General features: G+C 48.8%; 9 protein-coding genes. 6 read left to right on the top strand and 3 right to left on the bottom strand.

Features of this window, described 5'->3' with window-relative positions:
• Positions 1–29: 29 nt before the first annotated feature.
• Together QVO66_RS13075 and QVO66_RS13070 are read right to left on the bottom strand one after the other, a co-directional pair.
• Complete coding sequence (locus QVO66_RS13075) at positions 30–1022, bottom strand: sensor histidine kinase (RefSeq protein ID WP_288172900.1); 993 nt, start codon at positions 1020–1022, stop codon at positions 30–32.
• Positions 1023–1233: 211 nt separating this feature from the next.
• Positions 1234–2550 (bottom strand): hypothetical protein, encoded by a 1317-nt coding sequence (locus tag QVO66_RS13070; protein ID WP_021855949.1) that lies wholly within the window; start codon positions 2548–2550, stop codon positions 1234–1236.
• A gap of 294 nt (positions 2551–2844) precedes the next feature.
• On the opposite strand from QVO66_RS13070, the gene QVO66_RS13065 reads away from it, so the two are divergent.
• The 5 genes from QVO66_RS13065 to QVO66_RS13045 all read left to right on the top strand — a co-directional run bounded on the left by QVO66_RS13065 (position 2845) and on the right by QVO66_RS13045 (position 8152).
• Positions 2845–3357 (top strand): lipocalin family protein, encoded by a 513-nt coding sequence (locus QVO66_RS13065; protein ID WP_021855948.1) that lies wholly within the window; start codon positions 2845–2847, stop codon positions 3355–3357.
• A 331-nt stretch (positions 3358–3688) separates the two neighbouring features.
• Positions 3689–4138 carry a MarR family winged helix-turn-helix transcriptional regulator gene (locus QVO66_RS13060; RefSeq protein WP_053398513.1) on the top strand — a complete coding sequence of 150 codons (450 nt, stop codon included), beginning with the start codon at positions 3689–3691 and terminating at the stop codon, positions 4136–4138.
• A complete protein-coding gene (locus QVO66_RS13055) occupies positions 4119–5441 on the top strand; it encodes a TolC family protein (protein WP_021855946.1) in 1323 nt (440 codons plus the stop codon). Before QVO66_RS13060 ends, QVO66_RS13055 begins: the two co-directional genes overlap by 20 nt.
• Before the next feature lie 39 nt (positions 5442–5480).
• Positions 5481–6551, top strand: a complete 1071-nt coding sequence (locus tag QVO66_RS13050; protein WP_021855945.1) for an HlyD family secretion protein — start codon at positions 5481–5483, stop codon at positions 6549–6551.
• Positions 6548–8152: an MFS transporter gene (locus QVO66_RS13045; RefSeq protein ID WP_021855944.1), complete on the top strand. Its 1605-nt coding sequence runs from the start codon at positions 6548–6550 to the stop codon at positions 8150–8152. The genes QVO66_RS13050 and QVO66_RS13045 overlap by 4 nt, the downstream gene beginning before the upstream one ends.
• Positions 8153–8796: 644 nt before the next feature.
• Here QVO66_RS13045 and QVO66_RS13040 read toward each other — a convergent pair.
• Positions 8797–10203, bottom strand: a complete 1407-nt coding sequence (locus tag QVO66_RS13040) for a helix-turn-helix transcriptional regulator (protein ID WP_021855943.1) — start codon at positions 10201–10203, stop codon at positions 8797–8799.
• 218 nt (positions 10204–10421) lie between these two features.
• Between QVO66_RS13040 and QVO66_RS13035 the strand changes: the two genes are divergently transcribed.
• Positions 10422–12833 carry a T9SS type A sorting domain-containing protein gene (locus QVO66_RS13035; protein ID WP_021855942.1) on the top strand — a complete coding sequence of 804 codons (2412 nt, stop codon included), beginning with the start codon at positions 10422–10424 and terminating at the stop codon, positions 12831–12833.
• Positions 12834–12876 lie beyond the last annotated feature (43 nt).

The raw sequence follows: 12876 nt of genomic DNA, 5'->3' as shown, positions 1-12876 counted from the left end.
TCTGTGTTTTAATTATATTCTTTAATGGGCTACAGTGCCGGTATCGTTACCGAGAACATGTTGCCGCATCTGCTTACGTCTGTCTTCTTGCCGCTGGCGGCATACATGCTGCTCAGATATTTCAGTCCCATCCCCGTGCTTCTGCCTGTTTCGGTGCTTTTGTGGTGGCAGGGGTTGCTCACGGTTATGGCATCCTCCTTGATGCTTATTGTTATTGTCATAGGCATCGTGGTCGATATCACGTTGTGCTTCAGCACGTTTTCTATGAGCAGCTGTATCGAGAACGGCACTATCATCATGTCAGTATCTCTGTCGCCCGTAACCTTTACTTCGAGGTTGTCGCCATAGTGTTGCGACACAATCTTAAGATAGCAGAACACCGTTTCAAGCTCGTCTTTCACCGTTACCTTCATCACGTTTTTGCGGCGGAGCATGCCGCGGTAGTAGGCCGTGAGGTTCTCTATGAACTCGAGCGACTGCTTCTTCTCGTCGACTTCTATCATAGAGCAGAGCATGTCGAGCGAGTTGAACAGAAAGTGAGGATTGACATACGACTGCAGCAGCTGCAGCTTGTGGGCGGCATTCTCCTTCAGCAGCAGGCTCTCGCGTATCAGCGCACGCTGTCTCTGCAGGCTCACAGCCCAGAACTCTATGCCCATCCATATCATTATTCCGTTGAACACCGTGCCGCCCCAGTTGATTTCAAGTCCGGTGGTGAGCAGGAACAGTATGTTTACGATGATCACAATGCACGAGGCCATCAGCAGGTCGAGCGTTATCTTCTTCCACAGAACAGCAATGTTGCGCGTAAACCATACCGACCACAAGGCGGCTATGGCTATTATCAGGAACGGAACAAAGTTGAACGGCAGCGAATATATGAACGAACCCCAGTCGCCGTTGAATGTCGGCGAGCCGAAGCGCATCCAGCAGTATGTGGCCTGAAAGAAAACCGAATAGAAGAATATTATCAGTGTCAGGCCCAGGGCGTTATAAATCAGTCTTTTATGCTTTTTGCCCATAGTTATTGCAAAGTTAATTATTTTCTTCGATTTCATTAGTGTAAACGTTAAATTTATTTTAACCAAAAACGGTCATTAGTATTGTTTTTCGTTGCTGTCATGCAGGCGCTTATGCTTTATGCACCAGACATGACAAAAGGCTCTGCAATGCTTGTTGCAGAGCCTTCGCCGTGAGCAAGGTCAGCCTGCGGTTGTCCTTGCGCATAGGGTGTCAGCGTATCATCAGTTTCTTTCCGTTGCAGATATATACGCCTTTAGGCAGGCGGGCTATGTCTGCAGGCGTGGCGTTGCTTATTATCAGGGTGCCGTTTATTGTGTAGACATTGCCGCTGATTTCGTCCGTTGTCGTAACCTTGTCAACAGATGTTGTGCCTGCGGTGAATATGCCCACTTCGTCGCCCTCTTCAAGTCCGGTCAGACTGAAGTAGTTGGAGTATTCCACCGTGCGCGGCCGTCCGTTTACGGTTACGCCCTCAATGCTGCAGTCGTCGTTTACAGCCATTATTGCCATCGACGGCTCGTCGGCCGGAACGGTGACAGTGTTGGCTCCTGCTTCAAGCTCCAGCACGTCATAATAGCTTTCGCTCACGCGGTAGACGATTACGTTGTCAGGGTTGTCGATGTTTACGTTTACTATTATTTCGGGCTTTCTGACGGCCTGTTCAATTATTATTTTTGTGTCGTGTTTCACCACGAAGCTGTAGCCCGGGCCGAACCACGCTGGGGTCTTGCCGTCTATCGTAATTGTTAGTGGCGTGCCGCTTTGTTCGTCCTCCCAGCATGCCGGATTGTAATATAGGCTTACGTTGTCGCCGCAGCGTACGGTCAGTTCGTTGCCGAAGTCGCCTGCCGACTGGCCGTTCACCTGTATGTCGGTGAAGAAGCGCCCTATGTCTTCAGCCTGTTCAAAGGTCAGCGTGCAGTCCTTTTCGGGAAACTCTGCTATTATCACAATCTTGCTGCCGTCCTTCGGCATGACGCTATAGCCGTAGTTGAAGGTCTGCTCAACGCCGTCGAGCGTAACGCTGTAAAGGTCTTGTCCGTAGTTCACCGATCCTATTATGAGCGGCAGCTCGCTCTGCGGCATGCTTATCTCATTGACTCCTTCGCTGAGGCTGATGTTCTTGTAGTTGCAGTCGAGCACGCTTACCTCCGAAGACTTGTCCACCTCGATGGTGAATGCCACTTCGCCTTCTTTCTCAGATGTGATTGTCAGGGTCTCTTCCGTCTTCTCGTCGGTTAGTAGTATGGCGGCAGTGTTAGAGCTGATGGCGATGCTCTCTCCGGCAGAGTTCACCACCGACTTTAGCGTGCAGCCTTTTGCCGCACTGATTTCGATGTTTGTCCACGGGCTGACTTCAAGTTCGTTGTCGCCCTCTTTCAGTCCTTCAAGCGGTTCGCCGAAGATGGCAATGCTGACACGTTCGGGGTTGTCAACGTTCAGCGTCAGTTTTATTTTACCCTCGTCCTGGCCGTATGCTGTTATGCCTGCAATAAAAGTGACGAGCAATAGTAGGAGTTTTTTCATAATACTAATATTTTGATGATTACGTTACGAAGTTACATAATATAATATGCTGTGGCAATGGATTTGCGGCAAACTGGGCAAAGCGTTTACCGAACTGGTATTTCCTTGGATTAAAGTTGGTCTTTTATTGGAAGTGATAGTCTTATGATGCAGATGTTTTTTATTATGCTGCCATAAGTTATCGTGCATTTTTATCTAAATCCGTTTAAATCTTGTCATTTTGACGTTTATTTGTTATATTTGCTGTCAAATTAATCGTCAGACTTAGATTAGCTGACCATAAAACCTTTGCCTATGAAAAAGATAATGCTATTTTTGCTTTCGCTTATGTGTTTGGGCGGATGTGCCGACGAGCCGGTTACTGTTGACAACACCACCGTTAGACAGCTCGACCTCAAGCGGTTTATGGGCCGCTGGTATGAGATAGCGCGCTACGACCATAAGTTTGAGCGCGGAATGACAAACGTGACGGCTACATACACCCTGCTCGACAACGGCAGGATAGATGTGGTGAACGAAGGCCTGAAGGACGGCAAGCGCAAGACGGCCAACGGCAAGGGCAAGCTGCCCGACGCGTCTGAGCCGGGCAAGCTGAAGGTGGCTTTCTTCCTGTGGTTCTATGCCGACTATTACGTGCTCGACATTGCGCCCGACTACAGTTATGCGCTCGTGGGCAGCAGTTCAGACAAATATCTCTGGATAATGAGCCGCACAAAGGCACTGCCGCAGTCGGTGCTGACCGGTCTTCTTGACAACTTGCGTCGTCGCGGCTACGATACCACAAAGCTTATCTGGGTAAGACAGTGAGCATGGGCTTAATCATAATCACCGCTTTTTGAGTTATAAGCCGTCAGAAGCAAAAGAAGAAATATTTTGGATAACGCCGCAGCAAGATAAAAATCCGTTTTGTAGTTTTGTCCGTTGAGGCTTTTGGGCGTGTCCTGCTGTTTCTTCTTTTGCTTTCTTTTTTGTTTATTTTACTTGCCTTTCCGTGGCTATTAGTTCCTTTAGTATTTCCTTTTAGGCATGGTTGCACATAATATGCCGTGCTTGCATGAAAGCAATCAAATTAGTTAAATATTTGACTATCTCGGTAAAAAGATGTACTTTTGCAGCCGAAAAGAAAAAGAAGAATTTTATGGAGGATAACAACGGACATTTTTCATCGCGCGACTGCATCATCCAACTTATAAGTACGCGTATGGCATCACGTCAGGCCATGCAGCGCCTTTTGCGTGATTCGGGCGCAGGCATCACTTTCGAGATGCTTCAGATAATGAGCTGTCTGTGGACAGAACAGGGCATATCGCAGCAGACGCTGGCGGTGAGGACGTCGAAGGATAAGGCCTGTCTTACTAATCTTATGCTGAATCTTGAGAAGAAAGGCTATGTCTGCAGGCGTGAAGACCCTAAGGACAAGCGCAACAAGCTGGTTTATCTTACTGATGAGGGCGAGGCCTTCAGACGGTGGATATCTCCCAAGCTGTCGGCATATTATACGCGGCTTGATGAGATACTGGGCAAAGATGTTATCAAGCAGACGGAGAAACTATTAAAAGACCTGCAGCATGCAATCGAGACATATTAGAACTTTTATTGTTGCGCTCCTGACATCGTCGGCTGCACTGCCGGCATGTGCGCAGACAGCGTGCGACACGTTGTATCTCAGTGTTGAGGAGCTTTTGTCAAAGGTGTCGCGCAGTCATCTTCAGGTGGCTGCCGACCGCCTGAAGGAGCAGATGGCTGCCGAGCGCGCCAAGACGGCACGCATGTCGAGGCTGCCTTCGGTCAGCGTGGGGCTGCGTGCCGGATATTTGGGCCAGCCGATATTGTGGGAGAACGGACTGAGCCACGCCACCAGGCCCGACTCGCCCGACTGGCAGCAGAACTATACGGTAGACGTAAGTCAGCCCGTATATCAGGGCGGCAGGATAAAATACTCCATACGCAAGGCCGACCTTGAGCAGGAACTTTCGCGGCTGCAGACTGCTGCAGACGAGGGCGACATAAGGCTTGCCATGCTCAGCCGCTACCTTGAACTCTTCAGCATGTATAAGCAGCATATGGTGCTTGACAGAAAGATTGCTGAGTCGGAGCGTAGGCTGAAGGACATACGCCGCCTGAAGGCCGAGGGCGTAATAACCAACAACGACGTGCTGCGCAGCGAGCTGCAGCTCACCGACGACCGGCTGGCACTGCAGGAGACAGACAACGACATACGCATAGCCTCGCAGCAGATAGACATCCTTCTCGGGCTCGACGAGCGCCTGCTGCTCATGCCCGACACGGCTTTGCTGGCAGACGAGCGTCATGTGGACAACTATGAATACTATGTTGAGCGCGCATCGCTTGCCGACCCTTCGGTGCTTGCGCTGCACAAGCAGACCGAGATAGCCGAAAACAACGTGTGCATAAAGCAGTCGGCATTGCGCCCCTCTGTATCTCTTACGGCGTCTAACACGCTGGCGCGTCCCGTTTCGCGCACTATGGCCGACATGTATAACAACGCATGGAACGTGGGCGTGTCGGTGTCTTATCCGCTGTCGGCACTCTATACCGACCGCCATCAGCTGCGCGAGGCACGGCAGAACGTTCAGCTCATGCATAACGCCGAGGAGCAGAAACAGCAGCAGATACGCATGGCCGTGCAGTCGGCCCTGCTGCGCCACCGTGAGGCCATCAGCCGTGTAGAGGCCCTGAAGCTTTCGGTGAGGCAGGCATCTGAGAACTACCGCATAATGTATAACAGGTATATGAACCAGCTTGCAATACTGACAGACCTGCTCGACGCCGACAACCTAAGGCTTAACGCCGAGCTGCAGCTTACCACGGCACGCACGCAGGTGGCATACACCTACTATGAACTGCAGCGCGCTGTCGGCGAACTGTAGTAAGGACAACATTTAATTAAAGTAACCTACATAAACGACATGTCTATAATCCATCTGAAATATAAGCGCCTGAAGCAACGGCGCCGCCGTAATATCATTCTTAACATAGTGTGTGTCATCATAGCCGGCTCTGGACTGGCCTGGACTGCAAACTATTTCTGGCGATACATCAGCTACGAAATAACCAACGACGCGTTTGTCGACCAGTATATAGCCCCGATAAACGTCCGTGTGGGCGGATATATCCAGGAAGTGCGCTTCCGCGAGCATCAGTTTGTGCATCAGGGCGACACCCTTGTAGTGCTCGACAACCGCGAATATCTGATAAAGCAGAAGGAGGCACAGGCCGCCCTGCTCAACGCCCGCGGCTCGCGCGGGGTGCTGGCTTCGGGCATACAGACGTCGCACACGCGCATAGCCGAGCAGGATGCCAACCTTGCCGAGGCAAAGGCTAAGCTGTGGCAGGCGCAGCAGGACTATAAGCGATACGAGCGCCTGCTGCATGAAGAGTCGGTGCCCGAGCAGCAGTTTGAGCAGGCAAAGGCCAACTATGAGGCTGCCAAGGCACGCTATGACGCGCTGCTGCGGCAGAAGGAGGCTGCCAGTTCGCAGTATGACGAGACAAGCAAGAAGCAGGTGGGCGTTGAGGCTGGCATACTCAGTGCTGAGGCGGCTCTCGACATGGCCAACCTCAACCTGTCGTACACCGTGGTAACGGCGCCATACAGCGGCTACATGGGCCGCCGCACGCTCGAACCGGGCCAGTATGTCAGCGCCGGACAGACGCTCTCGTACATCGTCAGGCAGTCGGGCAAGTGGATAACGGCCAACTATCGCGAAACTCAGATAGCCAACATCTATATAGGCCAGCCTGTGCGCATAAAGGTCGACGGCGTGCCCGGCCGCGTGTTCCACGGCCATGTTACGGCCATATCAGAGGCCACGGGCTCTAAATATTCGCTTGTGCCTACCGACAATTCGGCAGGAAACTTCGTGAAGGTTCAGCAGCGCATACCCGTGCGCATCGACATCGACGACGCCGGCGAGGAGAGCATGAGGCTGCTGCGTGCAGGCATGATGGTTGAAACAGAAGCACTCAGACGCAAATGAAAACAGCTAAGGAGCTCGACATACCCGTCAGGTCGTGGGTGCCCGACCGTCTGGCCGTGGCAGCCGTGTTTATTATCATGCTGCCCATAGCCATGCTCAACGGCACCTATACCGGAAGCATGGTGGAGGTGTCTAATACGCTGGGCGTATACACCGAGGACATCACCATAGGCTATTATGCCGCGTCGGCCGGCATGGCTGTGGCCTATCCCATAGTGCCCAAGATTCTTAACGCGCTGCCGGCAAAGACGCTTCTGCTTGTCGACCTCGTGCTGCAGTTCTTCTTGAGCTGGTTTTGTGCCCGTCAGGCCAACATCGACCTCCTGATAACTGCAAGTTTCATCATCGGCTTCCTCAAGGGCTTTCTCATGCTGTGGATAATACGCCGCATAAAGTTCATATTCAGTCCGAAAGACGTGCGCAGCGAGTTCTATGCCTATTTCTATCCGCTCGTGTTCGGCGGCGGCCAGCTCTCGATGGTCATCACGGCCCTGCTGGCCTATCATTACGACTGGAAGTATATGTACTACTTCATGATGCTCCTTCTGGCCGTGGCCATATTGTCGGTCATCATGTTCTTCCGCATCGACCGTCAGGCGCGCCCCATACCCTGGAAAGAACTTCATCCGCGCGAGATGCTCATAATATCCACCGGCCTGCTCATGCTCATCTATGTGATAACCTACGGCAAGACGCTCGACTGGATGGCCTCTCCGCGCATACGCATCTACATCGTCATAGCCCCTCTGCTCGTGGCACTGTTCCTTTGGGAGCAGTTTCATTCGCCCCGTCCGTTCGTAAGCCTTAAGCCACTGTTCCAGTGGAAGGCCATTCTCGGCTATTTCTATATGATGCTCGTGATGTTCTTCAGCACGTCCACGAGCCTGCTGACAAGTTATATGACCACAATATTGCATGTCGACAACACCCGCACCTACACCATATACATCTGGCTTCTGCCGGGATATGTCCTCGGCGCGTTCATCTGCTTCTGGTGGTTCCGCTGGCAGCGGTGGCGTTTCCGTTTCTTCATTGCCGGCGGCATGTCGTGTTTTGCCCTGTTCTTCGGCATGCTCTATTTCGGCATATCGCCCGACAGCACCTACGAGATGCTCTATCTGCCGATGTTCCTGCGAGGCCTGGGCATGCTTGCGCTGATAATAGCCTTCGCGCTTTTTGCCGTAGAAGACCTTCAGCCCAAGTATCTGCTATCCAACGCCTTCTTCCTCATAACGTTCCGCTCGGTGCTTACGCCGGTCATAGCCTCGGCATTCTACAGCAACACGCTCTATCGCCTGCAGCAGCGCTATATGGTTGAGCTGTCGGAGACCATGTCGGCCGCCGACCCTCTTGCCGCGTCGCGCTGGCAGTCGGCCTTCAGCAGTGCGCTGGCGCAGGGACACGGAGCCGACGAGGCAGTGCAGATGGCCACTAACACGCTCAACACCATTCTGCAGCAGCAGGGCACTCTGCTCGCGCTGAAACATATCCTGGGTTGGCTCTTTGCCGTGACGCTGGCAATAGCCATAATATCACGCTTCATTCCGTTCCACAAGACCGTGCGCGTGCCGGTGGTAAGGACAGGCGAGGATATGGTCTGACGCTGTGTATGTTATGCCCGTATAGCCTGTCAAGTCCTCATGACGATAGGCATATTTGTAAATAAAAGCGAAAAATTCCGGACGTTTGACGCTCTCAGAATGGCGGTGCCCGTCGCAGATGCGTGGTTTGGCGCGAAAATGGCCGAAAATTGCATGGCTTTGATAAGTTGTTGATTATTAGTGATTTATGCTACTTGTGAAGTAAAACAGCAACAGTTAAAAAATATTACTGGGCCACTTTTGCATCAAAAGTGGCCCGTTTACGATATAATACTTATGCTTTTGCAGCCTGAAAGTGCAGCTTTTGGATATAAAAATCAGCCATTTCATGGTCCTTAAACGCTTCATGTGTAAACGTATGTTAATTAACTTGCGCTGTTGATACGGCCAAATTAACATCCATTATATATTGTTTTCCTAGATTGAAAAAATATTTTGTCATGACTTTTTACTGCCGATTTTGTAAGTCATAAATTTCCATTTATGCAGTTAATCGTAAATTTCCATTCTCAGTGTAACACGGTATACAGCGTATTTCTGATACTCCGTCTGATTTACTCAATAATTCAATGCCTATGTCAGCACATACATTCAGGTCTAAACTATCATTGACAACCTTTTTAAGGTAAGATTACTAAAGTGTCTTAAACCTGTGGCTTCCAGTCGTTTACCAGATTAAATAGTTCTTCAACACTTTCTATGTTCATTTTCTTACGCAGTCTGTAGCGTGCTTTCTGAAGACTTTCGGTTGATATTCCTAAGGCTGTTGCCGTTTCTTTTACAGGTATCTTCATGCGCATAAACCCGAGAATAAGGATGTCGTTATGTGTAAGTTGCGGATATGTCTTTTTGATATATTCCACAAAGTCTGTATTTATAGTGGCTTCGAGCATGTCAAGGCGTGTCATGGCTGTCTGCCGTGCTGTGGCTTCACCGACAATCTGTGCCACGGTTTCAGCGTTCTTGTTTTTTGTCTTTTCCAGTTCACTTATGGTTTGGTTCATCTTCAGCGAAATCAGCTCGTTTTCCAGTTTCTTGTATTCCACTTCTGTTTCAAGCCGCTTGTGCTCTTCCTCTTCTGTCTTCAGCCGCATTTTGTTTTGTCTGTACAGCAGCAATATTATTATGCATGCGGCTATGGCCGTCAAGGCGAGTCCGCTGAACAGCAGTATTCTTATGATGTGCGTCTTTTCAGCTTCGCGTATTATCCTGTTATATTTATATTGTTCTTTTATAACGGCGATGCGCTGTGCAGTTTCTCCGTTTTTAATCACGCCCGCAAGGCTGTCGTATTTGTCTCGGTTGCGTATGTATTCTGTCAGATTTCCGTTGATGCTGTCAGAGCGCATAATTATTTTCAGGGCATTGGCCTCGTTTTCCATTTCGCCGTATCTTGATGAGTATTCCATGCTCATCTTTGCATATATCCGCGAGCTGTCCGTCTGTCCCTCTTTTTCCAGCAGCATAGAGTGTACATAGTAGGTTTGAGACAGATATCTGTCGTCTTTCAGCGGATTGTTCTCGAGCCTTTTTATAGTTTCCCATGCTTTGGCGGTTTGTCCTGTTACATAGAACATTTCTGCCATGTTGGCCATGTCCATATACAGCCATGTTTTTTTGCTCGGAAAGTCTTTCTTGTCCAGCTCAAGGAGATTTTTCATGCACGTAAGAGCTGTTTGGTAATCGTTGTCGAGGGTAAAGGCATAATATGCCATCATTCGCCAATAATATTGTGAGCTGTAGTTACCTTTTTTTCTAACGTGATAATACTTTGTAGACTTCAGCAATTTATATCCTTCGCGTTTCTGTCCTATTATTCCGCATATAATTCCGAGATGCGAGTTTGCCTCAAACACCCCGACGTTGTCTCCTTCTTCTTTGAATGCAGCCGCAGCACGGTGAAACTGCCGGTATGCCACAGGGAGGTTCTGATTTTCCCATTCAATCATTGCCTGGTCAAATATCGACCGTCCGTTTTCGTGTTTGGTTTCGCAGGACAACAGGACGGTGAGCGTAAGCAGAAAAGTGATATATCGTATAAAGATTTTCATTTATTTATGGTTAATATGGAATATTGCTCTGATTACAAAATTAGCAATTTTTTTATTTTAAGAAACATTTCTGTCCTTATTTGTCCGTCCTATTAAATATTATTTAACATAATTGTCCGGTTTATTGTCCGTATTATCCCTGTTGTGGTATAAATGAATTAAGCTAAATTTGGCCACAACATTTTTTTGAAGTAAAAACACACTAAAAGTTTTGCATTATGAAAAAAAGAGATTTGTACGTTGCTTTATTGGGGCTTTCGTTAGCAAGTCCTGTTACAGCTCAGGTGTATGTAACCGAAGGGCAGTTCTTTTCTACAGGAGTAAATAATGATGGTGAGGTGCTGATAATGGAAAATCAGTGCTCACCTTATAATATTTGGAAACCTAAAAACGACATCAATGACATTACAGAAATTGGTGGTGTTTCTGCAGGAAATGGTATAGGAGGTGAAGCTAAATGGACAGAAGATGGAAAGTTCGTAACTGGTACAACTCCATGGGATAATATTGTCATACAAAAAGGATGGAATTGTTCGGCGTTTGAAGAACCGGCAGATGCTCCGCAGCCACATCATGTGAGCAATGTGTTTTTCATAGCTAACAGTTTGCTTGTCACCACAGCCAGTACGGCAGACGGAAGTGATATGCGCATACGCTCGACAATGAATAATGGTGACCGTTGGAGAGCGGGTAATATTATCGTATCTGGTTTTCCTGTTGAAAGTGTTGAGGGTGTTATGCTCGACGGATGTAGATTTACTTCGTTAATAGGTTATATGTGTGGCCGTAATGCATCTATGTATTATATTGGATCAAATGGAAATGACATACATGCAATAACGCCTGTATTAAATGGATTTGATGGTGAAGTGGACACATATTGGGCAGTTGATTTTGTGGTTACTTCAAACACTTATGATCCTGCTAAATATGGACTTTTAAGCGTCGAGGCTAAAGATGGTGAGTGCAGCGTTTGGTATACAGCCGACGGAGGCGACACTTACAGCAAGGCCGACGGAACTTATGCAGATGCTGCCGCAACCGACTTCTGCTATACAGGTACTGAGGCAGATGCCGTTATGTGGCTGGTAAACAGTAAAGGTGCTATACAGAAGTCTGTTGATTTTGGCGTTACATGGACAACGGTTTGTGAGATAGAAGGTTCTTTCAAGCGTATCCACTTCTCTGGCAGCGATAACGGCGTAGCCGTGGCCGATGACGCAGTGTATGTAACCACTGACGGAGGCGAGACATGGACAAGGTGTGAAGTCGGATCTGACGACGTGGAGCTGAATCCGCTGGCCGGAACAGTGTGGAACGATGCTTGCTGGAGAGAGAACACTCTGTATGTGTTCGGAACTAACGGCATGGCATACAGCTCGCAGAACTATGGAAAAGAATGGAAAAAGGAGAATATAGACGATGCTGAAGGCCATGACCTTAACCGAGCCACTCTTTCGGCAGACGGAAAATATATTCTCGTAGGCGCTAACGATTTCCGCGTTTTCCGTCTTGGCTTTGAAGACTCACGCTTTGGATATGTAGCTGGAAAATATGAAGTTGAAACAGACACCTGGACTCCAATGGAATGTAGTGGGGTTTTCTCGCAGGATGTTAATAGTTGCTCATATAACGTATCTGGAGACGGCCATGTACTGGTAGGTAATTCTTATCAGATGATAGGCGAAGGAGGCGATGCGCAGAGTCGTGCTCAGGCGGCTGCATGGGTTGATGGCAGTCTGGTTACTCTGCCAGTTTTGGATGAGGAAAGCAATCGTGCTACTCAAAGCTATGCTACAAGTTATGACGGAAGTGTAATTGCAGGATGGAACGACTTTGTAGGTCCTTGGTACGGATGCTATTGGACACGCAACGACGACGGAAGCTACACGCAGCACATGCTGCTCAAGGCTGGTGTAGATGTAAAAGATGTTGACTTTTATAATTTTGATGACACTAAGCGTTATTGCTTCGGTCCTGCCCATGCCGTGTCGCCTGACGGAAAGTGGATAGGAGGTACTGGCTCGTCGACTAATTACACATTGAACGCATGGCTCTATAACATAGAGACAGGAGAGTTTAAAGATCTTGGAATAGACGGCGGTACGGTTGTAAGAGTGAACAATGAAGGAACAATGGCTGTCGGCTATGGTGCAACAGGACTTAGTGCCTTTATATGGACAGAGAAAGATGGATATAAAGATCTTAATGATTATGCCACAGAACTCGGACTCGACTATACAAACAGCGAATTCTCGATGATAAGTTGCGTAGATGCATCTCCAAACTGGCGCTATCTGTGCGGTTGGGGTATGGCCGGCATGGGTAAATATGCCTATATGATGGATACAAAGGGCGAGTCTACCGGCATAGGTCAGGAGATTATCGAACAATGCAAGGCAGAGATTTATCCTAATCCGGTGTCAGACATCCTGCATGTGGCGCTGCCTTATGAAGGACTTAAGACAACCGTTACGTTGTTCGACCTTCAGGGACGTGCCGTGAAGACGCTGAAAACGGAAAACACAACCAATGAGATTGATGTTACAGACGTAAGGCCCGGCATGTATATCCTCGACGTTGAGGCTAAGGGCCTGCACAAAGGCTTCAAGGTGATGGTTAAGCATTAAATTATATAGTGTAAGGCGGAGAGAAGGCCTTAGCGGCTTTCTT

Origin of the sequence: Prevotella sp. CAG:255, from assembly GCF_000431195.1 — a bacterium.
GTDB lineage: Bacteria > Bacteroidota > Bacteroidia > Bacteroidales > Bacteroidaceae > Prevotella > Prevotella rara.
The sequence above is the reverse complement of the archived record's forward strand: the minus strand, read 5'-3'. Positions and strand labels throughout refer to the sequence as shown.